The sequence below is a fragment of the Rhodococcus sp. T2V genome, from assembly GCF_029269925.1.
In the GTDB taxonomy this organism is placed as follows: Bacteria; Actinomycetota; Actinomycetes; order Mycobacteriales; family Mycobacteriaceae; genus Rhodococcus_F; species Rhodococcus_F koreensis.
On the sequence record NZ_JARJBD010000047.1, the window covers coordinates 28,578 to 53,043 of the forward strand.

General features: G+C 62.9%; 19 protein-coding genes. 11 read left to right on the forward strand and 8 right to left on the reverse strand.

Annotated features, from left to right (window positions below):
* Positions 1-5 precede the first annotated feature (5 nt).
* Positions 6-134, reverse strand: a complete 129-nt coding sequence (locus tag P3H15_RS31625; protein ID WP_276140853.1) for a hypothetical protein — start codon at positions 132-134, stop codon at positions 6-8.
* Here P3H15_RS31625 and P3H15_RS31630 point away from each other — a divergent pair.
* From P3H15_RS31630 to P3H15_RS31655, 6 genes are all read left to right on the forward strand, one after another.
* A complete protein-coding gene (locus P3H15_RS31630; protein ID WP_276140849.1) occupies positions 87-1,511 on the forward strand; it encodes an acyl-CoA carboxylase subunit beta in 1,425 nt (474 codons plus the stop codon). The two genes, P3H15_RS31625 and P3H15_RS31630, sit on opposite strands and share 48 nt — an antisense overlap.
* A complete protein-coding gene (locus P3H15_RS31635; RefSeq protein WP_276140822.1) occupies positions 1,508-2,893 on the forward strand; it encodes an acetyl/propionyl/methylcrotonyl-CoA carboxylase subunit alpha in 1,386 nt (461 codons plus the stop codon). Before P3H15_RS31630 ends, P3H15_RS31635 begins: the two co-directional genes overlap by 4 nt.
* On the forward strand, positions 2,890-3,099 hold the full coding sequence (locus tag P3H15_RS31640; protein ID WP_276140823.1) for an acetyl-CoA carboxylase biotin carboxyl carrier protein subunit: 210 nt from the start codon (positions 2,890-2,892) through the stop codon (positions 3,097-3,099). Before P3H15_RS31635 ends, P3H15_RS31640 begins: the two co-directional genes overlap by 4 nt.
* Entirely contained in the window at positions 3,096-4,271 is a 1,176-nt protein-coding gene (locus tag P3H15_RS31645; protein WP_276140824.1) for a hypothetical protein, read from the forward strand. The genes P3H15_RS31640 and P3H15_RS31645 overlap by 4 nt, the downstream gene beginning before the upstream one ends.
* The gene (locus tag P3H15_RS31650) at positions 4,272-4,715 is read left to right on the forward strand and encodes a Zn-ribbon domain-containing OB-fold protein (RefSeq protein WP_276140825.1); all 444 of its coding nucleotides are present in this window, start codon (positions 4,272-4,274) and stop codon (positions 4,713-4,715) included.
* A 429-nt stretch (positions 4,716-5,144) separates the two neighbouring features.
* The gene (locus tag P3H15_RS31655; RefSeq protein ID WP_276140826.1) at positions 5,145-6,716 is read left to right on the forward strand and encodes a class I adenylate-forming enzyme family protein; all 1,572 of its coding nucleotides are present in this window, start codon (positions 5,145-5,147) and stop codon (positions 6,714-6,716) included.
* 93 nt (positions 6,717-6,809) lie between these two features.
* Here the strand turns inward: P3H15_RS31655 and P3H15_RS31660 are convergent, their stop codons facing one another.
* Positions 6,810-7,439, reverse strand: coding sequence for a TetR/AcrR family transcriptional regulator (locus tag P3H15_RS31660; protein ID WP_124393647.1), 630 nt, complete (start codon positions 7,437-7,439; stop codon positions 6,810-6,812).
* Positions 7,440-7,827: 388 nt separating this feature from the next.
* On the opposite strand from P3H15_RS31660, the gene P3H15_RS31665 reads away from it, so the two are divergent.
* Positions 7,828-9,300 (forward strand): aldehyde dehydrogenase, encoded by a 1,473-nt coding sequence (locus tag P3H15_RS31665; protein ID WP_276140827.1) that lies wholly within the window; start codon positions 7,828-7,830, stop codon positions 9,298-9,300.
* Positions 9,301-9,657: 357 nt separating this feature from the next.
* Here P3H15_RS31665 and P3H15_RS31670 read toward each other — a convergent pair whose 3' ends face one another.
* The 3 genes from P3H15_RS31670 to P3H15_RS31680 form a co-directional block, all read right to left on the reverse strand.
* Positions 9,658-10,677 carry an LLM class flavin-dependent oxidoreductase gene (locus P3H15_RS31670; RefSeq protein ID WP_276140828.1) on the reverse strand — a complete coding sequence of 340 codons (1,020 nt, stop codon included), beginning with the start codon at positions 10,675-10,677 and terminating at the stop codon, positions 9,658-9,660.
* A 64-nt stretch (positions 10,678-10,741) separates the two neighbouring features.
* Positions 10,742-11,668, reverse strand: a complete 927-nt coding sequence (locus P3H15_RS31675) for a hypothetical protein (protein ID WP_276140829.1) — start codon at positions 11,666-11,668, stop codon at positions 10,742-10,744.
* Between the two features lie 175 nt (positions 11,669-11,843).
* The gene (locus P3H15_RS31680) at positions 11,844-13,118 is read right to left on the reverse strand and encodes a phosphotransferase (RefSeq protein ID WP_276140850.1); all 1,275 of its coding nucleotides are present in this window, start codon (positions 13,116-13,118) and stop codon (positions 11,844-11,846) included.
* Between the two features lie 383 nt (positions 13,119-13,501).
* On the opposite strand from P3H15_RS31680, the gene P3H15_RS31685 reads away from it, so the two are divergent.
* Positions 13,502-14,917: an FAD-dependent oxidoreductase gene (locus tag P3H15_RS31685; RefSeq protein WP_276140830.1), complete on the forward strand. Its 1,416-nt coding sequence runs from the start codon at positions 13,502-13,504 to the stop codon at positions 14,915-14,917.
* A 640-nt stretch (positions 14,918-15,557) separates the two neighbouring features.
* Here P3H15_RS31685 and P3H15_RS31690 read toward each other — a convergent pair.
* Genes P3H15_RS31690 through P3H15_RS31700 form a run of 3 tightly spaced genes read right to left on the reverse strand, consistent with a single transcriptional unit; the run spans position 15,558 to position 19,297 of the window.
* The gene (locus P3H15_RS31690; protein WP_276140831.1) at positions 15,558-15,965 is read right to left on the reverse strand and encodes a Zn-ribbon domain-containing OB-fold protein; all 408 of its coding nucleotides are present in this window, start codon (positions 15,963-15,965) and stop codon (positions 15,558-15,560) included.
* The gene (locus tag P3H15_RS31695; protein ID WP_276140832.1) at positions 15,962-17,170 is read right to left on the reverse strand and encodes a thiolase family protein; all 1,209 of its coding nucleotides are present in this window, start codon (positions 17,168-17,170) and stop codon (positions 15,962-15,964) included. The genes P3H15_RS31690 and P3H15_RS31695 overlap by 4 nt, the downstream gene beginning before the upstream one ends.
* A gap of 33 nt (positions 17,171-17,203) precedes the next feature.
* Entirely contained in the window at positions 17,204-19,297 is a 2,094-nt protein-coding gene (locus P3H15_RS31700) for an acetate--CoA ligase family protein (protein WP_276140833.1), read from the reverse strand.
* 656 nt (positions 19,298-19,953) lie between these two features.
* Here P3H15_RS31700 and P3H15_RS31705 point away from each other — a divergent pair.
* The 3 genes from P3H15_RS31705 to P3H15_RS31715 all read left to right on the forward strand — a co-directional run bounded on the left by P3H15_RS31705 (position 19,954) and on the right by P3H15_RS31715 (position 23,701).
* On the forward strand, positions 19,954-20,787 hold the full coding sequence (locus P3H15_RS31705) for an N-acyl homoserine lactonase family protein (protein WP_276140834.1): 834 nt from the start codon (positions 19,954-19,956) through the stop codon (positions 20,785-20,787).
* 210 nt (positions 20,788-20,997) lie between these two features.
* Positions 20,998-22,236: an LLM class flavin-dependent oxidoreductase gene (locus tag P3H15_RS31710; protein WP_276140835.1), complete on the forward strand. Its 1,239-nt coding sequence runs from the start codon at positions 20,998-21,000 to the stop codon at positions 22,234-22,236.
* 232 nt (positions 22,237-22,468) lie between these two features.
* Complete coding sequence (locus tag P3H15_RS31715; RefSeq protein ID WP_276140836.1) at positions 22,469-23,701, forward strand: flavin reductase; 1,233 nt, start codon at positions 22,469-22,471, stop codon at positions 23,699-23,701.
* Positions 23,702-24,466: the final 765 nt, after the last annotated feature.

Below are 24,466 nucleotides of genomic sequence, written 5' to 3' on the forward strand. Positions count from 1 at the left end.
GCGATCTAGCCCTCGAACAGGGGGGCGCCGCCAAAGTCGCCCGCCACCACGCCCGCGGGCATCTGACCGCGCGCGAGCGCATCGACCTGCTCTTCGACCCAGGAACTTTCGTCGAAATAGGGATGTTCGCCCACTCCGACCGCCCTGAGGTCGGGGAGGCTGCACCAGCGGATGCTGTGGTGACAGGGGCAGGGATGATCGATGGGCGGAAGGCCGTAGTCGTTGCGATGGACGCCACTGTGCTGGGTGGCAGCAACGGACGGATCGGTCTGCGCAAGCAGGGCCACATGAACTACCTCGCCGAGACCAAGGGCGTTCCGTTGGTCGTCCTGGGCGACATGAGTGGCGGACGTATCCCCGACATGCTCGACGAGACCTTTGCCGAGGTCAACGGCATGTATGAGGGTGAAACGATCTTCGGCCTGCGACACCGGCGGGTCCGAATTCCACGCGTTACCGCGATCATGGGCACGGCCTACGGTGACCCGGCCTTCTACGCAGGTGCGTCGGACTTCGTGTCTATGACTGCCAACGCATCCATCGGACTCAGTGGTCCCCCCGTTGTCGCCGGGGCCATGGGCTTACAGCTCACCGATGAGGAACTGGGCGGGCCCCAGGTTTCAGCGAAGGAATCCGGCATCGCGCACGTCGTCGTCCCCGACGATCCTGCGGCCATCGAAGCATTGCGCACGTTCCTCAGCTACCTTCCGGCAAACGATACGTTGCCGGCGCCCCGGGCCACCCAATGGGAGGAACCCTCGCTGGACCCGGCCGACCTGGCGGGCCTCGTTCCGGAGGACTTCCGTCGCGCTTACGACATGCGCACAGTGATCGAGGGAGTGGTCGATCGGGACAGCTTCTTCGAGGTGGCGGGCGAGCACGCACGGGCGGTGGTGACCGGACTTGCTCGCGTCGAGGGACGCCCGGTCGTCGTCGTGGCCAACCAGCCGAAGTTCCGTGCCGGTGTGGCCGACGCACGAGCCATGGACAAGGCACGGCGAGCGGTGCAGTTGGCCGAGACCTACGACCTACCAATCGTGTTCATCGAGGACCTACCGGGTGTGATGATCGGACCAGACTCCGAGCGCGAAGGCATCCTGCGTCATGCGATCGAGCTCTTGGACGCGGTGACCAACGCAACCGTTCCACGTGTGACAGTCGTGCTGAGGAAGGCGTACGGCTTCGGATGGGTCCTCTTCGGGGGTTATCCGTCGGGCGCCGACTACGTCGTGGCGTGGCCCGATGCGCAGGTCAACTTCATGGCACCTGCCAATGGCGCGATGATCGTGAACAAGAAGCGCCTCGAAGAGGCACGCGTTACCGGTGGTGAGACCGCGTACCGCGCGCTCGCGGCCGAGGTGGCCGCCGAGATGACAGAGGGAAGCTCAGTCTGGCGCCCGGCGGGCCGGGCAGCACTGCACGCCGTGATCGACCCGGCCGAGACCCGCAAGGCAATCATCGACGGCATCTTCGTCGGCGACTCATCGGTGCCGAAGGAGCGACGTCGATGAGCGCCCCGCCTGATGTACCTCTGGTCATGGTCGCCAACCGCGGCGAGATCGCGCTGAGGCTGGTGCGAGGTGTCCAGGCGTTGGGCCTACGGGCCCTGGCTGTATACGACGCCGTCGATCAGGACCTCCCATTCGTCGGTCGGGCCGATATCTCTGTCGCACTATCGGATGAAAAAGGCGTGCCATACATGGACGTCGATCAGCTGGTAGACGTCGCTCGGACGGCAGGAGTGGCGGCGGTGCACCCAGGCTACGGCTTCTTGTCTGAAAAGCCGGGTTTCGCGGATGCTGTTGTTCAGGCCGGGATTGCCTGGGTCGGTCCCGACGCCGCGGCCATCACGGCTATGGGTGACAAGGTTCGGTCAAAGCAACTGATGGCGAAGAGCGGCGTGCCCGTGGTTCCTGGTTCCGTTGCGCCCGTACCGGACGTCGAGGGCGCAGTTTCCGCCGCCTCCGAGACCGGGTACCCGGTCATGGTGAAGTCGTCGGCCGGTGGCGGTGGCATGGGAATGGTGATTGCCCGCGACGAGGAGGAATTGCGCGCGCAATTCGAGCAGGCCCAGACGCGCGCCGGACGGCTGTTCGGCGACCCCACGATGCTGCTGGAGCGGTACGTCGAGCACGCTCGCCACATCGAGATACAGATCTTTGGGCTGGCTGACGGCACGATCATCGCCCTCGGGGAGCGGGACTGCTCTGTACAACGCCGCCACCAGAAGGTCGTCGAGGAGGCTCCGTCTCCATTTGTCGACGACGACTTACGCCGGCGGCTGAGCGACGCTGCCGTCCGTGCCGGTGCGGCGATCGCTTACCGCGGTGCGGGCACGGTCGAGTTCGTGGTCGACGCGACCACTGGTGAGTTCTTCTTCTTGGAAATGAACACCCGCCTGCAGGTCGAGCATCCGGTCACCGAATGTGTGACCGGCGTCGACCTGGTTGCCGAACAGCTCCGCCTGGCCCTGGACCGGCCGACTGTATTCGGCTCCGGCAACGCCGAGCTGACCGGCCATGCGATCGAGCTGCGTGTCTATGCCGAGGACCCGATTCGATTCTTCCCGTCCCCGGGACAGATCACCGTCTGGCACGAACCGGCGATCGAGGGCGTGCGCATCGACGCCGGTTATGTCGCGGGGAATACCGTGTCGCGCAAGTATGACCCGCTACTGGCGAAGATCGTTGCTCATGGCCCCGACCGGTCGGCGGCCATCGCACTCGCAATCCGAGCAGTCGCAGAATTCAAGATCGAGGGTGTGCAGACGAACCTTCCGTTTCTCGCGCGCCTGCTGGTGGACCCGCAGTTTGTCGCGGGGAAATACGACACGTCGCTGATTAGCGTCATGAGCTCGAAGAAAGACAAGGCCAAGGAAGGAAGCCTCACATGAATATCGTGACAGCAGAAATGTCTGCGACCGTGTGGAAGTTCACTGTTCCGGACGGTACGGAGGTCGCTGTAGGGGACACCATCGCGATCCTGGAGTCGATGAAGATGGAGATTCCTGTGGAGGTGACCGCCGCAGGCGCGGTACGATTCAAGGTCACCGAGGGATCCGAGATCGCCGAGGGCGCCGTCATCGCGGAGCTTATATGAGTAGCGCGCTGAAGCAGGCTGTGATCGCGGGCATCGGCGAAGTCCCGTTGACTGCTGACGGCTCCGGTCGTTCTCCCGACTACATGACGTACGGGGCGGCGCTGGCGGCCTGTAACGATGCGGGAATTGACCCCAGAGACATCGATGGAGTCGTCAAGTACACCTATGACGGTTCGATGTCGGCGATGACGTTGGCCGCGACACTCGGTACAGCAGAGCTTGCCTGCGCTATCGAGGTGCCATCGGGCGGCGGTTCTTCGGTCGCACTTGTCGACGTCGCCCGGGCCTTTGTCGAGTCCGGCCGGGCACGTGCGGTGATCTGCTTTCGGACCTTGACCGGTCAGGAGTGGCTCAAGCAGATGTCGATGGGGGATCCGCTGCGACCCTATTATCTCGACGGGGTCAACTACATGCGTGCCTCCGGTTGGACTGGATACCTCCATATGTTCGCGTCGATCTACGAGGAGTATGCCGCGCGCTATCCCATGTCGCGAGAGACCCTGTTCCAATCCCTAAACCTGATGCGGGCCAACGCCGCGCTCAACCCAGAGTCCATCTTCAAGAATCCGGTCGGCCGGGACGAGTACTTCGACCCCGACGTCCGCACGGTTGGCCCCTTTACCAGCTTCGACGAATACGCATCGTCGGATCTGTCCTGCGCCGTAGTGGTCACCGCGGCAGGCGTCAGCAGCAACCCGGACCGCGAGGTCGAGATCGCCGCGAGCGCCCAATCCCACGGCCCGGATCCCAGAACCTGGTTCGATCTGCGACCGACTTCGAACTCGTGGCCCGAGAGTCCCTCTAGCTTCGTGGCCAACCAGTTGTACGCCGAAGCTGGAATCGGGCCGGATCAAATCGACGTCGCGGCTGTCTACGACTGCACGAGCTTCACGTACCTGGATCTGGTCGAAACCTTCGGACTGTGCGAGCGCGGTGAGGTCGCTGATCTCGTGGCCGACAAGGCATTCCTATCTGACGGACGCCGACCGGTCAATCCTCATGGCGGCGACCTCACGTGCGGCTATAGCGCCGGCTTCCGCCATGTGCTGGAGGCGGTGCGCCAGCTTCGAGGCGAGGCGACCAACCAGGTCGACAACGCCGAGCACGCGCTGGTGACGGCACCCCAGATCGGCCCCACTTCAGGCGCGATCCTCAGGCGAAGGAGTAACTAAATGTCGAATCTCGTGGTCAGTCGGGCCCCGGTCGAACTGGGTGCGCAGGCGCTCGCCGACAACTACCGGCAGGTTGTAGCCGAGCACAGAACCGTCCTCGCTCAGGGGTGCGATCAATGTGAGGCACACTTCTTTCCCCCGCTGCTCGGCTGCTCAAAGTGCCAATCCAACAAGCTGTCATGGATTGAGTGCGGGACCTCTGGCGTAGTGGGCACGTTCGTCACGGTCCACGCCCGAACTGTGACACCCAGCATGGGCATTCCCAAGTGGCTACGCGACCGGACACCTTATTCCTCGGTTTACGTCGTGCCCGACTCCGTGCCGAGCATTCGGATACCCGCGCTGATGGAGGGGTCGCAGCAAGACAGACTTGCTGTTGGTGCGCGTGTCGATTTCGACCTGTCCGACCCGCGGACGCTGCAGGTGCATCTCAGTTCGGCTTGAGTTGCGACTTCCAGATACGTTCCGCTGCTGAAGCGCGTCCCGTGCCATCGCTGAGGGCAAGGTCCGCGCCTACGTCGGCTTTCCAACGATGTGCGCGCCCATTCTGTGCGCGCAGCATGACCAAGACGTGCCGCTGGCGCAGATATTCTCTTCAGCTTGGGCGTATCCACGGTTCTACACGGGGATTCTGGCTACGCGATTGACGATCTCGACCCCGCCCGCCTGCAAAGTCGAGCACCTCTTGACCCAAATCGTCCTGAGGTTGTCGTATGAGGGCGGTTCGCCGTCGAGAGACCCCCTTGTTCTCCGGATGTGATGCTGCTGATCTGAACCCGAAATGGCCTAGGTGGCGGTGTATGCCCTTCGGACAGGCTCGAAGTCGAGCCGACCGGTCCCGGGTAGGCCGCGCCACCGGAAGTGAGCGATGACATGGAAGAGATTGCCCAGCCGGACGCGTTCCTCAACTACGGCCGTGTTCTCCGCTTGAGCGCAATGCGGTATCACGACCATCCGGCGCTGGAGTTCGAAGGTGAGGCGACCTCGTACGTCCTGCTCAATGAACAGGTCAACGCGATGGCGAATGCCCTCGCCGCGCGAGGGGTCACCTCAGGCGACAGAGTGATCCTGTGCGCGCCCAACGGACCTGACTACGTGCGCGTGATGTTTGCTCTGGCCAAACTCGGTGCGATCGCCGTGCCGACGAACACCGGACTGCTGGGCGAAGACCTCGCCCACGTACTTCACGCAACCTCTCCTCGCCTGGTGGCCGCCGCACCCCAGTACCTGGCTCGAGTTCGCGACGCGCTCTCCTTGGCTGAGCGCGATGGTTCAGTGGAGGTAGTCCGCATCCTGCCCGACAGCGCGAACGCCGGCCAGGCCTTGGAGCCCGAAACGCTGTCGATAGCCGGGTTCTGTACGGATGAGCCGCCCGAGCCGACCATGGCTGACTCCGAGACGGCGATTTTGCTCTTTACCTCCGGCTCGATGGGCACCCCGAAGGCGGTAGCCAAGTCGTACCGGAACCTCACCTGGCACGCCATCAATCGCCAGGTGTCCCAGCCCCGCCATGAGGGCGATCGGGAGCTGTTCGTGCTCCCGCTCAGCGGCGTCGGGTTCGGCAACTTCCTGCTGACCGACCTCATGGTCGGCGGGACCTGTGTCCTCGAACCCCGCTTCGACCCGAATCGGACGGCGCACCTCCTGGCTGAAGGAGACATACGCGTTGCGTTCCTCGCGCCGACGATGCTGATGGCTGTTGATGCGGCAGTCCCCGGCGCCAGCTACCCGTCCGTGGCGGTGCTGGAAACCGCATACGAAATCACGCCAGCGCAGCGGCAGAGAATCTCGGCCATGTTCCCATCTGCGCAAATCCACTACTCCTATGGCTGCACCGAGGGATCGATGGCGCGTGCTTCGGGCGATGCGTTCCTCGGCGACCCGACCAACGTCGGGTACGCGAGCGGTCTCGACGAGTATCGTGCGCCTGCCGAAGCCGCCGGGCTGGGCGAAATTGAGGTGAGTGGGCCATCGGTGATGCAGGGCTACTTGCGTGCCCCCGGCGCAATAGACGCCGGCGACGTTCGTGGGGGGTGGTTCGCCACAGGAGATCTCGGGTATCAGGACGCGAATGGGGCAGTCCACTTCGGCGGTCGTGTGAAGGACATGATCAAGACCGGGGGTTTGAACGTGTTTGCGGCCGACGTGGAGGCCGCGCTCGCCGAGCACCGGAGTGTCTCGCGCGTGGCTGTTATCGGCGTGCCTGACGAGTACTGGGGCGAGGCGGTCGTGGCCGTGGTCGAGTTCGCCTCGAATGTTGAAGTGAGCGAGGGCGAACTGCGCACCCATGCGAAGGAGACGCTAGCCGGCTTCAAGCGACCCAAGACATACCTAACGGTCGATCATCTTCCCCTCAACCCGGGCGGCAAGCTGGCGAAGGGCGAGATTCGTTCGATGATCGAAACCGGTGGCGCGCATCCGCTGCAATCCTCTCGCGAGCCGTAGACGCCAGGTGCCCACGGCGCACCCAGGAAAAGGTCCTACGCGGGCCGGGCGCACACCCAGCTGCAAGCCCACCGAGTTCGCCCGCCAAGCGGGTCAGACCTTCTCGTGCCCCACAAGGCGTAACGCATAGGCGACGTACTGTTTGCACAGGTCCTGTGGTGTGAGTGGACCACCGATGCGATACCAGGTGGCGATGCCTCGGAGCATCATGATGATCGCTCGGGAGTGTGCGTGAGGGTCGCCAGGAAGAAAGACCTTACGCTCCATCCCGTCCGTGATCACATTTGTGACGAGCGCCTGCATGCGGTCGCGCTTGCGAACGTACGCCTTGCGGTTCTCTGATTCCAGGCTGCGGATCTCAGAGTCGAGGAAAGCCATGTCTCGCCTGTTCGCCACATACAGGACGATGCACTCCACAAGCGTGGAGAGCCGGTCTGCTGGGTCGTCAGATGCCTCTGCTAATGCCCGCGTGCACCGATCCAGGAGATCCTCGATGCTGAGGGTCAACAGGGCTACCAGCACTGCTTGCTTGTTCTCGTAGTGGTAGTAGATTGCGGGCACTGTTTGGCCCAAGCGCTTGGCAAGATCGCGCACCGAGGTCCCGTGGTAGCCGTTCGTGACGAAGGCATCGCGTGCGTGACGCAGAACCGGCGAGAGGCCTGTCTCAGGGGGGTATTCGTCCCACTTGACTTCCTCGGCCAAAGCCTCGGACGGCTGAACCATAGTGAAGCTCCTGGATCCTTGATCTAGACGATCAGTAAGACCGGCACCAGCAGTACCTGCACGACGCTACGACTGTATCGATCGATGGTTAGTTCAATTCTGCTTCGGAGTCTACGTCCGGCCCTCCCAGAATCGCCAACTTAGCGGGTGGAAAGTACTGAATTACTACAACAGCTAGGCAAGTCACCCTCGCAGCTTACCTATCGATCGCTCTTGACAGTCCTCGAACCGGCAGGGAATAGTCCCATTGGCGCCCGGCATTTCCTGCCCGCGCGACCGACTGACCGTTCGAGGTTGCAGATAGTGCCGCCGTGCACTGCGGCGCCAGGCGCCCGAGCCTCGGCGAATACGGGCGTACAACTCTGGCACGTTCATCGGAAGGCTTTCAGTGGAGCACATCGCGGAATTGCAGCAACCGTTCATTGCCGGTGAGCGGGTGACATCTGGCGCGGATCAGACAATTGCAGTCATCAATCCGGCCACCGAGTCCCAGATCGCGCAGCTACAGGTGACTTCGGAGTCACTGGTTGACCAGGCCGTCGAGGCCGCAGCCCAGGCGCAGAGGCGCTGGGTCAAGCTGACTCCCGACGCGAGGGGTGCAATCATCTGGAAGTGGGGCGAACTGGTTGCCCAGCATTCAGAGGAACTGGCGCAGTTGATCACCGCCGAGACCGGCAAGCCGATCACAGATGCCCGGGGCGAGGCTATGTCGGCCCCTCGGGTGGCCCGGTACTGGGCCGGCATGACGGACAAGATCAACGGCGCCCAACTCCCGGTGACCCCCGGTCACCTGAGCTATACCATTCGTGAGCCGCTCGGTGTCGTGGCAGGCATCATGCCGTGGAACGGGCCCGTCGCCAGCTGCGTAGGTCGGGGAGCCGCTGCGCTGGCGACTGGCAACGGGGTTGTCCTGAAGCCCTCTGAATTCTCGTCTTTGTCAGCGTTGAGGATCGCAGACTTGGCGAGCGAGGCGGGTGTTCCGGCGGGTCTGCTGTCAGTGGTGACGGGCGCAGGCGAGGTCGGGGGACTCCTCGCCTCCCACCCGGGGATTGGTGGGGTCACCTTCACCGGCGGAGTGACAGGGGGCCGACGTGTGAATCTAGCGGCCGCAGAGTCGTTCAAGAAGGTCACCCTGGAGCTCGGGGGAAAGGCCCCCAGCATCGTCTTTGCCGATGCAGACCTCGATGCTGCACTTCAGTCCACCTTGTACGGAATCTTCGGAAACGCGGGCCAGGTGTGCGTAGCTACCAGTCGGCTGCTTCTGCACAAGTCGATTGCCGATGGCTTCACCGAGCGTCTGGTCGCGGCGACGCAGCGCATTCGGGTGGGTGCGCCGTCCGACGAGGCGACGAAGATGGGCCCGCTGATCTCCGCCCAGCAGTACGAGTCGGTGAGTCGCTACCTCGAACTCGGCAACACTCAGGCCCAGTTGTTGACCGGCGGTGGACGACCGAAGGGCTACGAAGGCTCTCCGGGCTACTATCTGGCCCCCACGATCTACCGTGATGATCAGGCGGACTCCGCCGTCGCCAGGGAAGAGGTGTTCGGCCCCGTTCTCACCGTCATCCCCTTCGACTCGGAGGAAGAGGCCGTCGACCTCGCCAACGGCGTCGACCTTGGCCTGTCGGCCAACATCTGGACCAAGGAAGTGGGGACGGCGCTGCGCGTGGCCGAAAGCGTCGAGGCCGGTACGATCTGGTGCAACGCCACCCGGGTCATGGACCCAGCTCTACCGTTCGGGGGCTTCAAAAACAGCGGGGTTGGGAACGCGTTCGGTGAGGGCGCAGTCGAAGGTCAGACGCGCCTACGTCGTATCACGGTGCGATTCGACGCAGCGAGCGAGTCACTGTGGGATATCTGAACCATCAGTTGACCCCGCGGTGAGGCGGCCGCGACCCTCTAAACCTTCTGAAGGCCGATTCACGTTCGACTATCCTGCCCCGTCACCATGGCCTTGGTGGCGGGGCGCCGTCGCGCCCATGCCCTGATCCGTCCCGGCAGCCGGCTGCCCGTTGTGTGCAGCTGACCCTGCGGAAGAATCGGCGAACTCGCGTCGATCAGTGGTCAGCGAGCCTGAAATCTACCTAGCGATCGCTACTGGTGATGACGACGTCGCTGGCGGCAGCGCACACGAGTTCGCCGCTTCTCGAGAGGAGCGGTCTCCGGCACAAAAGTCTGAACAGGTCACGACCAGGGGCGAAGTGGTTCCCAGACGTCCTCAAACCGCTGCCGGAGTGGGCACGTTCGGGAAGACCCCGCGTCCCAGCCGTTCGATCAGGTTGAGTGGGTGCGGTGAGCTGGTAGGACAGATCACGCCCTGAACGCCTTGGGATGCGAGCGACTCAAGCGTCCGCACGCAGTCCTTGGGGGTCCCCACCAAGCCGAAGTAGCCGGCAAGGAAGTCGGTGAGGCCCAGAGAGTCAACCAATTTTGCGTTGGCGCTCCCGGCGACAGCATGCTGGGCGGCATCATAGCGGCTGATCAATTCGCTTAGTGGTTCAAGTAGCTCCGCTGGAACGCCCTTCTCCTCGGCGCCCTGACGAAGGGCGTGCGAGGCACTTCCTGCCAGACCGGCCCGCACATGCTCCAGAGCAGTCGCGCGATCGTCGGCGACGCTGGCCTTGAGCATCATCCAGATCTCGATCTCGCCCGGGTCGCGGCCGGCTTCTTGTGCGCCGGCGTGAAGTCGTTCCTTGCACCACCGGATGGCGGCAGGCGTGGTCCCGGTGTGAAGGACAACGGCGTCGGCGATGGCGCCGGCGAGCGCGAGTGTGCGTGGGCCCTCCGCGCTGATGAAGACGGGCACCGCCCTGGGTATGTCCTGGACGGAAACGGCGTCGCCTTCGAAGGTGGCCGTTCCACTTCGCATCAGATGTTGAACTGTTGTGATGTACTCGCGCATCTGGGCGACCCGCGCGGGTGGTCGTCCGATGGTCCACAGCGCACTTCCGCCCGTGCCAAAGCCAACTACAGCTCGGCCGTCCGTCAAGCGATCCAGGGTCCCGATGGCGCTGGCGGTCACGGCCGGGTGACGTGTCAGGGGATTGGTGACCATCGGTCCCAGCGACGCCCGCTTCGTGTGGCACGCCGCTACGGCTAGTGAGACGTAGAGTTCACGAAAGCCCGCCTGAGAGTCACCCACTCCTACGATGTCGGCACCGAGTGAGTCCGCAAGTTCGATCTGTTGCACGTAGTCATCTAGAGAGTCACGCCAGAGGGACACCGTTCCGAACTTCATCCTGTTCCCTTCGTACGTCCTCGAAATGTGTTCATCGCCGCCGATTCCGTTCAGGAGTGCAGAGTCAGTGAAGCTGCGCGCCGTATCGCCAGTGGTTTCGGGCTATGGCGGTCTCCGTGATGCCAAAGCCGGTCAAAGTGTCTGACCCCCAAGAGCAATGCGCAGTAGCAGGACTGTCGATGGTCCCCCTGCCGAGGCTCGCGACCAGATTGCTGTCCGTCAAATCCCACACCTCCTCTTGTGGCACGCCCAGGCCAGTCGCCTCGCCCTGCTTCTCGCTGTATCCTGCGCCGAGTAGCCGTACCCCGTCTCCGATGTTTGTGACGGAGATGGCGATGGCGCCGCCCCCGGCGAGGTGTCCTTCGAACGTTGCCCGCTTCAATGTTCGAGATGTCGGATCGAACTCCAGGTCGTGGCTGTCGAGCACCCCGGTCTCGACGGATCCGTCGTTCCACATGCGGGCAACGTGGGTGACCATGACGGCACCGTCCGCCCGTTCCTGATGGATCAGGTTGAGCTGACTCCCGTCGTTCAGATGCATCACGTACCACTGGTGCAGGCGAGGCCGAGACGAGCGAACCCCCCAGGTCCGATCTCGGAAACTGCTCAGCGCCAATGGGATGTCCTCGCCGCCGATTCTGAGCTGGCCCTCGATCTGCCCAGGCTGGACGAAATGCTGCACCGTATCCACTTGCAGCTGGGAAGCAGCATGGGGGAGGTCCGCTGCTACGACGAACGGTGGGAACAAGTACGCCGGCTGCGCGGACCTATACGTGAGATCCAGATCGAAGCTGCTGCCCTGCGCTCGCATGCTCCACCGTGCCATGGGCTCGGCGATGGCAAAGGTGACGGCCGCAGCGCTGTCGATCCGGGATCGATCGAACTCGATGACGCGTTGGCGGAGGTTGAGCTGCCTCCCGTCGTGGAGGATGCACGCGTAGACCTCGAGGACGCCTCCATGGGGGTAGAAGCCACCACCGACGATGCCCACCAGGGCGCCGTCTTCACGCTGAAGATTGAAGTACCAGCGCTCGGTCCAACGGGGATTGTCTGAGGCGACGCGTACGTGGGTGTCCGCGGTCTGATGAAGTGGGTAGTCGTCGCTCGAGTAGAGCGGTGCCGAGGGCAGATTGGCTGAAGGGGAACTCATCAGCGTCGCAATCCTTCTATTGAGTTTGGTCGACTGGTTCGGGGGTGTTCGCTGTCGCGATCATCTGGTTGGCGAACGCGATGCCTGGCTCGGCCGACCAGCCAACGACCCGCCGGACCTCATGCGATTCCAGTGCCGTCGGATCCTCCGTGGACATCCAAGCCAGGGCGGCACAGAGTTGCTGTGCAGTGCTGACTCGCTGCACATGGTCCTCGAAGCCTGATTCGCCTACCAGCCGCTTGCATGCTTCCTCGTACTCGGCATAGGGGCCGCTTCGGCTCATGTCGACGATTCGACGGAGGAGCAGTTGGGAGCCTCGCGTCGCAGGCCCCTGGCTCTTGGCGGTGGGCTCCGACGAGACGTCCTTGAGGATGTCTTTGCTCATGGAGGCGAGCCCCCGCGCAAGCGCGCCGGATCTGTCGGCCCGTCCATCCTCGCCCTGCGGAAGGCCGAGTACCTGAGCGCACTGTCCAATCAAGTTGACGACGCTGTCCTGACAGCGACGTGCCATTGCGTGACTCCCGCGAGCATGTTCGTCCGCGCTCAGCTGAGCCCACACGGCGGCGGTCCGCAACGTTCCTTCCACTTTTAGGTAGGCGAACAGTTCAGCCGGTACTCGGCGTCCCGTCCATGTCTCGTATCCGGAAACGATGTCTTCCTCGGATGCGAACAACCCGGCTGGTCGGCCGTCGGTGTGTCCCTGTGGACCGCAAAGCCAGGCGACGTCCGAGAGGATCTCACCAGCCTCGGCCAGTTCCCAGTCCAAGACTCCGCGCACCGAATTGTTTCCCACCACTAGGTTACCCAGGCGGTAGTCACCATGAATGAGTCCGGGCGAGTAGGTCTGCGCGACCTGGTGCTGTTCTAGCCACAGCATCGTGAATGTCAGTACCGGATCGTCGCTGAACATGCGGCTGCTGCCGATCCACGATCGGCTACGCTCACGCGACCGTCCAGGATGGGTGTGGGCGGACTCGAGGCCGTCATGCGCCAGGTTCGCCGGGAGTTTCGTAGGTGCGATCGCGTGGATCGCCGCCAGCTTTCCCAGGAAGTCGTCGCGGAATCGACGGTCGCTTCCCAGGGCCTTGATGGCCTCCCGTCCGGTGCTACGCCATGGATGGGGTACATCGCCTTCGATGAACTCCGTGACGAGCAGGTCGAAGGTGTCCTCGTGTCTGCCCTCGCTAATGAGGATTGGCTCGGGGGCCGGAACATCGTGAGACCGGAGCTGCTCGAGGATCAGGTACTGGTCGCGTAGTGATCCGATGCTCAGCCCTCCGGCGCCGGGCATTTCGGCCCGAACGGCGACGCGTTTGTGACCCGATGCTTCCGAAAGCTCGGCTATCGCGGTCAATGCAGACCGTCCGCCGCCTACTTGGGCGATCGCACCGACAGTCCAAGAGCTGTGCTCTCTCTGAATGGCCGCGCGTAGATCACGTGCGAGTGCGGAGAGGACCGAGGAGTTCTGGTTCGAATTTGCGATCGCCGAGTTTGCGGGAGATGAGACAGTCACCACGACAGGCTACCGAGCGATGGCTAAGTAAGTCTAGGAAAATTAAAGGCCAGTATCTCGTTGACCTCGAACGAATATCCGAGTTACTGTCCAGGGAAACTAGCGATCGATAAATAGGAACCCCCATTGGTGGGCGTCCGGATACTGGAAGGGCCGACGACGTGGCAGACGACTTCGATATCGACGTGCTTGTAATCGGGACGGGGGCTGCCGGGTTGAGCGCAGCCTTGCAAGCGTCTGACGATCCGGACCTGAGCGTGGTGCTGGTCGACAGCGAAGACCACGTCGGGGGCGCGAGCGCCTGGTCAACGGGTATCGTGATGGCCGCTGGGACCGAATTTCAAGCTGCAGAGGGTATTTCGGACACCGCCGAGGAGTTGGCGCGCGAGTACCAGGTATTGAACAACTGGGAGGTGCTCCCCGCGATTGCGAACAGGTTGGCCTACGACTCGGGGCCGACGATCTCATGGCTGGTCGGGCTGGGGGCGAAGTGCACCGGCATCATCTTCGCCGGCGATGAGCGAGTGCCCCGGGCGCACGTCTTCGAGGGCCTGGGCGCCAACATTGTCGACGTACTGTTTGCCGAGGTGAAGCGCCGCCGCAACGTCGATGTCGTCCTCAAGACCCGGGTGACGGAATTGCTGCGTGATGACGCCGGACGGGTTGTCGGCGCCCTGGCCGGAGACGAGGAGATGCGTTCGCGCGCCACGATTCTGGCCACCGGTGGATTCGGCGCCAATCGCATGCTCCTGAAGGAGCACTTCCCCCGGGCGCATGCTGCGGACGACTGGCTTTGGTACGTAGGTCCTCCCAGCAGCCGCGGGGATGGCCTGGTGATGGCTGCGCATGCCGGTGCCGACATTACCGGGCATGACAACGGTGTCTTGCGCCTGCGTGCGAACTTCACGCACGAGAATGAGGGGGCGTACCTGCCCGGCTGGATGGTCGTGGTCAATTCTCAGGGGCGTCGCTATATGGACGAGATGTCTCCATACAACGTTGCCGAAGCTGTGACATCGGCGCAGTCGGGGCCCGTATTTGCGCTGTGGGACGATAGGACAAAGCGCGAGGCGCAGCCGGGCACCACGGCGCAGCACCGCAAGGTGAACTTTCCCGAGGGGCACCCGTGGGAGGACTTCGTCGAACCCGTGATCGACGAGATGGTTGAGACCGGGAAGGTCCATGTCGCCCAGTCCATTCCCGAGCTTGCAGACAAGCTGGGAATTCCGGCTCCGGCTCTGACTGCAACCTTGGAGACTTACAACGCTGACTGTCACTGCGGTCGAGATAGGTTCTTCGATAAGCAGGCGCCGGTATTCAAGACCGTGGCGACTCGGCCGTTCTATGCCACCGAGCTTCGCCTCTGGCACATGCCGTTGACGGCCGTAGGGCCCCAGATCGATGCGGACGCACGCGTTCTCGACCGACATTGGAATGCGATCCCTGGTTTGTATGCCGCCGGCGAAGTGACCGGTGGGGTCGTGGGGAAGCACTATGTGGGGAGTGGAAACGCCTACGCCAACGCTCTGGTATTCGGGCGCCGCGCCGGCCAGACCGCCGCTTCGGACCTGACGTAGACATGTACGTCTCCTTGGATTCCTCCGACGCGGTAGTACTCAACGAGCCGGACAACTTCCGTGAGCTCTACGTAGATGCTGGGGGGCGCGACCTCCAGGCATTGGACCGCGCCTTGGTTGCAGGCGATGCCGGACGCCTCGTGCATGGTTACGCGTGGCTCTATCGCGACTTCTTGGAGTCAGTTTTGGCGGCCGCCTGCGCAGGGTGGCAGCCTCGGTTCGAGGGCATGTTCGATTTCGCTCGGACGCGCGACTGGACTGGCAGCGAGAACGACCGAGAGACCTTCCGGGCACATGTTGTCAGTGTCGCCACGTGATAGCCGGCGCCCTCTGATCAATCGCTCGCTGGTGGATGTGCGCTCGTGGCGCGTGCTCTCCAAGCGAGCATTCTCTCTACTGGCTCCGCCCCTGCTCGGCGCTTGACTCAGGGCCCTGGATCTGCCCGCACCTAAGAGGGTCGTCCCTCTCGACGACGGCAGTGGCGGGGTTAGGAATTTGGGGCACTCCGACCTCGACACCGCGGCCCGTCGAGCACGAACCGCTCTCCGAAATCGACACTGTTCCGCCTGAAACGTCATACGCCAATGCGCCACCGAATCGTGGTCAGGTCAAGGGATCAATCGAACAGGGGGCGGACTCCCTATACCTTGGCGGGTCGGTAGTACAGGAGGGTGAGGTCCGTATGCGCGTCATCCATGAAGACGGGCTCCATCTGCATACCGACGGACAGCGCCGGGGGGTCGGCATCAACGATGGATGACGTGAACCGGGGTCCTTCTGTCCACTCCAAGACCGCCAGTATCTGTGGTGTCGAGTCTTGCCGTGGTGGCGCCGTGGGTCGCTGATCGATGGCATAGGTGATGAGTGTCGCTGCACCCGAGATCTCTCGCCACTCAAGGTCGTTGGTCAAAGTGCCCGGGGTGACGGCACGAGGATAGAACACGTATCGATCGGCCGACGGCGAGTACTGAATCCGAATTCGGTGGCCGCGTAATCCATCCCAGAAGGGCATGGTGAGAGGGGTCGGGTCCGGCAGTAGGGTGTTCATCGTTCTCCCTGGAGAATGAGGGCGATCTGCTCGCTCATGATTCCTCCGTTACCACTGACGAATGCGGTCGCGCATTGCTTGAGTTGCGCGTCGCCGGCTCTTCCCATGATTTGGCGTACGGCATCGCAGACATGGTGCATTCCTCCGGCCGCTCCGGCCTGGCCGAAGGACAGCTGGCCTCCAGCCGTGTTGAGTGGAAAATCGCCGCGGAATGTGAGGTCGTGTTCGCGGACGAACCGTGCGCCTTCCCCACGAGGGCAGAAGCCGGCGTCTTCAAGGGTCATCAGCACGGTGATCGTGTAGCAGTCGTACAGTGAGACGAGGTCCACTTCGCCGGGACCGATCTTGGCCATCGCGAAGGCACGCTGTGCGGCCGCTTCCATTGGCGTCACGAGAAGGTCCTTGGCGTAGGCGAGACTCTTGTTGGTGACTCGTTCGCCGAAGCCCGTCACCCAAGCAGGCCGATGCTTCGACTGTGCTGCCAGTTCGCGGTTCACTACCAGTACCCCTGCACCGCCTTGGCAGGGCATTACGACCTCCAGCATGTGGATGGGGTCGGCGATGATCGGACTTGCGAGAACGTCCTCCACAGTGATCTTCTTGCCGAAGAATACGGCGTCAGGCGTCGCACAAGCATTGGTTCGCTGGTCGGCGGCGATCTTTGCGAGTGCGTAGCTGTCGTATCCATAGGCGTCGCCGTACCGGCGAGCAATCTGAGCGTATGGGACATTCTGGCCAATTAGCCCGTATGGGATCTCGAACTCTGCCTGGGGCGAGCCGAATTCGGCGCTGGAGGCGCCGAAGTACGACGTGGGCGCAGCAGGCCGTCGGGTCGGGGTTGGGAGGTTCTCTGCCGCGCCCGGGATTACGACCAGCACCGCCGAACACAGGCCCAGCTCGATGGCTGCTGCGGCCCGCCAGACTCCTGCGGTGGCGTTCGCTCCGCCGAGGTCTACGAATTCTGCGTAGTTCACAGGTAGGCCGAGGTACTCCACGATTGTTGAGGGCACGAACTTGGTGCTCTCTGCGATGCGCGTGGTGATGATTCCATCGACGGCGGTGGGCTCGATTCCGGAATCCTCGATGACTCTTGATGCGAGCAACGCGATCTGCTCCAGTGTCATGGGCGAGGGCGCGGAAGGGCGCCTCACCGGTGCCAACTCGACGAGGCCGACGATAGCTGCGTCACCCTTCAGGCCGGTCAACTGAACCCCTTTGCTGTCGCTGGCTGGTGGTGGTCAGGCCCATTCGATGAGTCCGTCGAGTGCCGCCACCCTGTTCGACGCCAGTCTGAGTGGATTGATCTCTGCTGATACGAGGGGGGTCCCGGCTCTCGAGGCGAACCTGGCGAAGGCAGAGATGGCGTCGACGACCTGGTTCATGGTCGGTGGCTCGGTGGCACGGAGTCCATTCAGCAGGGAAGGGACGGAGAGCTGCTCGAGCATTGTCACGATGTCCTGTCTGGTGGCCGGTAGCAGCCTGGTGGCCTGAACCTTCATGGCCTCGGCGTGTACGCCCCCCAGTCCGATGAGAATGAGTAGTCCCCACTGGGGGTCGCGAAGCGCTCCGACGATGAGGTCGAGTCCTTCGGGCTGCATCGGCGCGATGAGGACGCCGTCGACCGTGGCCTCGGCGTGCCGCTCGCCGGCTTGAATGAGCTTGTCGAAGGCTGCGGCGACCTCTTCTCGGCTTCGCAGATCCAACTGGACGCCGCCGATGTCGGTCTTGTGACTGATCTGTGCCGAGGCGATCTTTGCGACGACCGGGTAGCCGAGCCGCTCTGCGGCCTGCACTGCTTCTTCGCCGGAGGCGGCGATCTCGAAGGGCAACGTGGGGACTCCCAAGGAGCTAAGCAGATTCAGGGACTCAGCCTCAGACCAGATGCCCTGACTCGGCTCTACCGGCGTTGTCTCATCCGACTCGACAGTGGCGCTGGAGCGGTCCCGCAGCCACGATGACCAAGTCATGGCATGCGCTACGGCGGCCACGCCGTGGTCGATTCCCGCAAGAATGTGCGGCACCTTCAGGTCGGCAAGTGCTGCAACCTGATGCCCGCTGAAGTCCTGGACCGCGTTCAAAAGCACGACCGCGCGATCAGATGCTCCCTCGTTGTTGACGGCCTGGGTGATCCATCCGAGACGTTCCTCATCGATCCGCTCTCCCTCGATGTCATCAGGTAGCGACAGTTGTTCGAAGCCCCCGATGGCGACCAGGCCGTAGCCGGGATCGTTGAGCATGGCGGTGATGGCGCTGGCCCACGCCTGTGGGTTTCGGGCGGCGCCACCGGTGATGTCGTAAGGGTTCTGGACGACGGCTCCTGCGGGCTTTTCTCGCTCGATGCGTGACGCTGCCTCCTCGCCGAGCGGAGTCAACGGGACGTTGACCTGCTCGGCGCGGTCTGCCAGAAGGTCGTTGGTGCCGCCGCTCACCGACACCATACCGAGCCCACCGGCCCGAAGCGGTCCGGTGCGAGCGATGAGCCCGGCGGTTGTAATCAACTGCTCCAGGGAGTCGACTCGGATCACGCCGCTCGAGCGAAAGGCTGCATCGATGATGGACTCATTCCCCGCCATTGCGCCTGTGTGGGTCTGTGCCAGCCGCCGGCCAAGGTCGCTGCGGCCGGCCTTGATTATCACGATGGGTTTCGCGAGCTCCGCTGCCCGGTTTGCGACCTGTAGGAAAAGTTTGGGGTCAGCGATTGCCTCCGCGAACACTCCTATCGCGCGAACGGTATCGAGCTCGACGATGTATTCCATCACGTCGACAAGATTGACTACCGCTTCGTTGCCGGTGGCGATCACATGGCTGATGCCGATGCCCAGGCGCGCTGCCACACCGCACAGACTGGTGGCGACGTTGCCGCTCTGCGACACGATGGCAACCGAACCCGGTCGGCAGCGTGGCGGCAGGTGCCCGAGCCACCCCACTCTGCGATCGACGAGGCTGGCGAAGCCAAGTCCGTTGGGACCGAGGAACGGCAGATCCAATTCCGTGCTCAGACGCTGTAGATCGGCTTGTGCGACCTGGCCCTCAGTGCCTGCTTCTGCGTATCCGGATGCCAGTACGACCGCGCTCTTCGCGTTCGCGGCGGCGGCGTCACGAAGCGCCGCTTCGACGGCGTGGGGTGGCACCAGCAGGAGCGCAACGTCGATGGGCCCTTCGACCTCACGACAACTGGTGACCACCGCATGGCCAAATGACTCACCTCCGCGGGGGTTGACCAGACTCAAGCGCCCGTCGAAGCCGTACCGGTTCAAGTTGGCCATGAGCATTTGGGACCAGCGCGATTTTGCGCTGGCACCGACCACCGCAATGGACTGCGGGCTCAGCATGGTCCGAAGTCTCCCAGGGTCGACTGACATCGGCACGCCTTTCTCATCGACTATACGAAGAGCCGTTCGCGGACCTGTTTGCGCGAGTCGCACTACTGCGGTCATCGCAGGGCACCGTCTCGGGCTGACGAAAAGCAGGACCCGCATGAACGGCCAGAGACTGAGCGAACGCTCGGCAATCAAGCTATTGCCTTTTGGTGGGTGCCGTCAAGGGTCGATTTTCCAGGCAAGAAGCCATTCTCGCCAGAATCGACAACGTCTGCACTTAGCGATCACTAGCTATTGACAGCCTTCGGTAGTGTGATTAGCGTTACTTCTCGCGGTGATCCTCGGGGGTCATGGGTCAGGAATGGCGGTGGGTTGGGGAGTCCAGGGCTCGCGGGCCCTCCGTCCATTGATGAACAGCGCACCTTTCACTACTGAGTCGACGGGACATAGAACATCGCCACCGCTCAGTCTCGGGGCGGCGTTTCGCAAGCCTGACTGTGCGTGTGGAGCTCGATGGTGCCCGGGCACCGGCCACCTGTCGGCACGCCAACCGGCTGGCAGTCGCGATCGCTCGAGTGGAGCGGGGTTCGCCGTCTGCTCTTCCGATCGAGAGGCGCGACCGTGAACCAATCACCCTCAACAACGACACAGCCACGGAGACAGTGAAGATGAGCGTTGACCAGAGTGAACTGTCCGAAGTAGCTCCTGTCGCCGATCGGGTCCTTCCGGATATCCGCTTGTACGTCATCCGGTGCGGTGAGCTCATGATTTACCCGAAGAGCCCGCAGGAGTGCTCGATCCCCGTTCAGTGGTACGTCCTGACGCACCCTTTGGGCAACATCGTCATCGATGGTGGCAACGCGCCCGAGGTGGCACGTGACCCGCGGAAGCGGTGGGGCCAGATCGTCGACGTGGTGTGGCCGACGATGAAGGCAGAAGATGCTTGCGCCCTGCAGTTGCGAGACCTAGGAATTGCCCCCGAGTCGGTGAAGTGGATCCTGCAGACGCATCTTCACCACGACCACACCGGTGCAATGGCGGACATCGGGAGTTTCCCGAACGCGTCTGTGCTCGCGAGGCGAGAAGAGTACGACTATGCACGTAGCCCCGATTGGTTCTACCGCCCGTCCTACATCGAGGAGGACTTCAACTCTCCGGACATTCCATGGACATTTCTGGGAGATGACGAGGATGGCTTCGACCTGTATGGCGACGGGGTGGTCCGGGTGTGGAAGACCTACGGACATACGCCAGGGCATCAGTCGTTCGAGATCACGCTTCCGCAGTCGGGACGGACATTCCTCGTCACCGGCGATGCTGTTTCGGACAAAGACGTTTGGGAGAAGAAGTCGCTGCCGCCGATGACTGTGTCGAATCGCGAGGCCGCTGCATCGGTGGAGAAGCTCCACAACATTGCGCGGAAGACCGGCGCAACGGTCATTTTCAGCCATGATCCAGTCCAATGGCTCGAGCACTCGCCGCTACCTGCCTACTACGCGTAAGTTAACCTCGACAGGCCCGCGAAATCTGAGCACTACTGAGTAGTTCCTCACGGTTCGCACCTGGCATCTATTCCAGAGGTTTCGGTGCGGAATCACGTTTGCTCCAGGCCTATTCACTGGACGACATCAATGACGGCATTCAAGCCGTCGTGAACAGCGACGCGATCCGCGGCGTCGGGGAGTTCAACTAACAGAACTAGGAGAGCGATCATGAAGGTCAACATTCATACCGCGCTGAAGGTCCCCGCGACCAACGAGGAGCGCGTTCGGTTGCGCCCCATCGCGCGCAACACCGAAAAGTATCAGCAGATGCTGCGCGAGTTGGAGGAGATGGTCGTTTTTGCTGACGAACTCGGCTACGACAGCTTCTCGGTGCCTGAGCATCATTTGCACAACGAGGGCTTGGTGATGTCTCCGAACTCGATGCTGCTCTACAGCAAGCTGGCGGCGATGACCAAGCAGATCGCATTTATGCCGCACTCGATGGTCCTCCCCGCGCGTAACCCGATCCACGTCGCCGAGGACATCGCCATCTTCGACAACCTCTACCCGGGACGGGTCAAGATCGGGTTTGCGCGGGGCTACCAGAAGCGATGGATGCAGACCCTCATGCAGACCGAGTTGGCTGCATCAAGCGTGACCGATCGTGAATCGGATGTAGCGAACCGCGAGATCTTCAACGAGCACCTCGACATCGTGATGAAAGCCCTTACCGAGGATGCCTTCCGCTACGAAGGCAAGCACTTTAGAATTCCATACCCGCTCGAGGGAATCGGAGGTTGGGCCGGCCATGAGATCACTCGTGCGTGGGGTGCTGAGGGTGAGGTCGACGAAGATGGCGTCGTGCAGAAGGTAGGCGTTATTCCGGCGCCGCTTACCAAGCCCCATCCGGAGATGTTCATCCCGGTCTCCGGTAGCCCTGCGACGATGATCGAGGCGGCTCGCCGAGGTTTCACCGCCGTCATGCTCGAGAGCAAGCCTGAGAAGTTTGCCGAGCTCTGCCGCAATTACCAGCGGTACATCCAGGAGGCTGGTCACGAGGCTGGCCTTGGCGACAAGGTCGGCGCAGTTAGACTCGTCGCGCTCGGCAACTCCTTCGAGGAAGCTATGGAACACGCTGCGAACACCGCTGGATGGGACTTCTGGAACTACTTCGGAAAGTTCGGCTTCATGGAGCCGTTTCGGATGGAGAGTGACCCGCCGGGCCAGTTCGTGCAGCTCAAGGACAAATACGCCACCGCGCAGCGTCTCTTGGACGCGGGCCATCTTCTCGCCGGGACTCCCGACGACGTGCGTCGGCAGGTGGAGGACCTGCACGGAATTCACGGCAACGACGGCGAGCTCGACTGGTTCTCGTGGACCTTCTACGCCCAGGGCAACGTAGGCGTCGACGAACAGAAGCGTCAGCTGGAGCTGTTTGCCGATAAGGTTCTTCCCGACTTCCGGTAGTGCTTTGGCGAGGGCAGTTGGTTGCCCTGCCGCGGAGGATGATTCGTCGTGGCCAGGAGTTCCGCAGGACGACGGGGATTTGCTGATTGGCCCCTCGGTATCCGTGTGCCGGTTCCAGCGGCGTGGTCGTGAGGCCGCGCTCGGGCGCGGTCGGGCACTCGCGTCGGAGAATCGGCATCGAGCGGCTCCCGTAATTGACGAGTTAGCGATCGCTAGGAAGGCTGCGAGAACAATGAGGATTGACGGGAGCGTCGAAGTGCCTGACTCGATTGTAAAGAGCCCTACTAGGGGTATCGACGAGCGTCACTTCCGCGACGTCCTAGGCCAATTGCCGACGGGAGTGGCCATCATCGCCTCTCGTGGGTCTGACGATGTCATGTTGGGTATGGCGGTCGGCTCGCTGGCGTCCGTGTCATTGAACCCGCCACTGGTGTCCTTCATGGCAGCAAGAACCTCGACCACCTTCCCCCGCATCTTGGAGACGGGGCGGTTCGTGGCGAGCGTGCTGTCCGCCAACCAGGACCACATCTGTCGCCGGTTCGCGATTCCCGGAGGGGACAAGTTCGAGGGGTTGGCGTGGGATTCTGCCCCCAGTGGTCTTCCTCTGATTCAGGGCGCGCTGGCGTGGATCGACTGCGGGATCGAGGCCGTTCTCGAGGCCGGGGACCACCTCATTGCCATTGGGTCGGTGACCTGTCTGGACGCGTCCCGCAGTGGCTCGCCGTTGGTGTTCTTTCGTGGCGGGTACGGAGGGTTTGCGACGAAGTCACTGATGGCGGCACCGCAGGATGCCCTTACCAAGCCCTTGAGGCTTGCCGGTCGGGCGCGGTCGACATTGGAAACCTTGGCGAAGGCGCTGGATTTGGAAGCACACGCCTCTGTTGCGGTGCAGGGCCACTACGTGGTTGCCGCACTTTCTGACGCGCCGTCGAGATCGTACTCGTACTCGCGGCTTGGATATCGTGCGCCCCTGGCGTTTCCGGTGGGTGCCGGACTAGTGGCATGGGAGGCCGAGGATGACCCTGATTTGACTGGGTGGATGCCGGCGGATGAGGCTCGGTCTTCCTCTGCAGTGCAGCAGCTCGCCCGGGTGCGCCGGCGGCGCTGGTCCGTGTCGCTCGGGCATTCGGCCTACGACCAGCTCGAGCGCGTTTTGGGGGAGGTGGCCCGCGGAGGCGGGACTGACGAAGAGGCTCGGGAGCTGGAACTGATCGCAGCCCTTCCGTCCGAGCTGTTCGATCCCGAGCTCGAAGTGGATGGGATCTATAACGTGAGGCTGCTGAGTTCGCCGGTCTTCGGCGCAGAGGGCGAGGTTGTGTTGGCTTTGGGTCTGCGTGGTTTCGACGACGATCTCAGCGGCCGCGAGATCGAGGCTATCGCCAGACAGCTAGTGATTGCCGCCGATCGCCTCACCGAAAAGATGGGCGGCCGAGTGCCCGCTATCGAGGAGCAGGAAAGCCTCTGAGCGTCGCGGTGACTGGGGTGATACTGGCACGCCAATTCGCAATCTCGTGTTGCGCCACCTACGGAGTTGGCCCGAGCGGGCAAACCCCGGGATCGATCCCTTCCAGGGCAAGCACTTCCGTGCCCAAAGCACCGCAATCAACCCTGTGCACTCGAAATTCTGAGGTGAGTGCGACGGAGGGCGAACGGGGTCATATTGGAGGCTCGCATTGCCGGTGCTGTGGAGGCCAGGGGTGAAGGCGTGGTCGATCATCGCACAGGCGATCTTCGTGCTGTCGAATGTCCCCGGCAGGTACTGCTTGGACAGGGCGATGCACGTGATGCCGCTCCGCCAACGCCTCGAACCGACAACCCCTCGATCCGAGATTCGTGTCGGATCCGAGCGAACAAATACACCTACGACTCCGCTCCAGACCTCGTCTGCATTGTCATGGCAACGACCTTGAAGTGTAGCCAATTCAAGCCTGTCAGGACACGCCCGGCGCGTCGCAGGCGTGGCAGCACCATTTGAACCTGACACCCTCACCGGGCGAGCGTAGAATTCGCCGCCTTCTCGGGAAGTTTCGACTCAGGACGGCTCGACCGCCACCAGGGCGTCCGGATCGATGCCGCAGCCGCACGATATCCGCGGAACTTCCCTGGGCTTCTGCGCTCCCTGTTGGTTGGCGGGGCACCCCCCTGAAGTGCTATCGGCGACCTGTTTTCGGCGAAAACTTGTGGTCATCCACAGGACGCGGAATCCACCCCATGACGTGGCGCGCGCGAG

Excerpts from the sequence above, each read along its gene's own strand:
- P3H15_RS31670 (WP_276140828.1), bottom strand. The coding sequence starts at position 10,677 with ATGAAGTTCGGAACGGTGTCCCTCTGGCGTGACTCTCTAGATGACTAC.
- P3H15_RS31635 (WP_276140822.1), top strand. The coding sequence starts at position 1,508 with ATGAGCGCCCCGCCTGATGTACCTCTGGTCATGGTCGCCAACCGCGGC.
- P3H15_RS31660 (WP_124393647.1), bottom strand. The coding sequence starts at position 7,439 with ATGGTTCAGCCGTCCGAGGCTTTGGCCGAGGAAGTCAAGTGGGACGAA.
- P3H15_RS31650 (WP_276140825.1), top strand. The coding sequence starts at position 4,272 with ATGTCGAATCTCGTGGTCAGTCGGGCCCCGGTCGAACTGGGTGCGCAG.
- P3H15_RS31715 (WP_276140836.1), top strand. The coding sequence starts at position 22,469 with ATGAGGATTGACGGGAGCGTCGAAGTGCCTGACTCGATTGTAAAGAGC.
- P3H15_RS31700 (WP_276140833.1), bottom strand. The coding sequence starts at position 19,297 with ATGCTGAGCCCGCAGTCCATTGCGGTGGTCGGTGCCAGCGCAAAATCG.
- P3H15_RS31710 (WP_276140835.1), top strand. The coding sequence starts at position 20,998 with ATGAAGGTCAACATTCATACCGCGCTGAAGGTCCCCGCGACCAACGAG.
- P3H15_RS31645 (WP_276140824.1), top strand. The coding sequence starts at position 3,096 with ATGAGTAGCGCGCTGAAGCAGGCTGTGATCGCGGGCATCGGCGAAGTC.
- P3H15_RS31690 (WP_276140831.1), bottom strand. The coding sequence starts at position 15,965 with ATGAACACCCTACTGCCGGACCCGACCCCTCTCACCATGCCCTTCTGG.
- P3H15_RS31680 (WP_276140850.1), bottom strand. The coding sequence starts at position 13,118 with ATGCCCGGCGCCGGAGGGCTGAGCATCGGATCACTACGCGACCAGTAC.
- P3H15_RS31655 (WP_276140826.1), top strand. The coding sequence starts at position 5,145 with ATGGAAGAGATTGCCCAGCCGGACGCGTTCCTCAACTACGGCCGTGTT.
- P3H15_RS31705 (WP_276140834.1), top strand. The coding sequence starts at position 19,954 with ATGAGCGTTGACCAGAGTGAACTGTCCGAAGTAGCTCCTGTCGCCGAT.
- P3H15_RS31640 (WP_276140823.1), top strand. The coding sequence starts at position 2,890 with ATGAATATCGTGACAGCAGAAATGTCTGCGACCGTGTGGAAGTTCACT.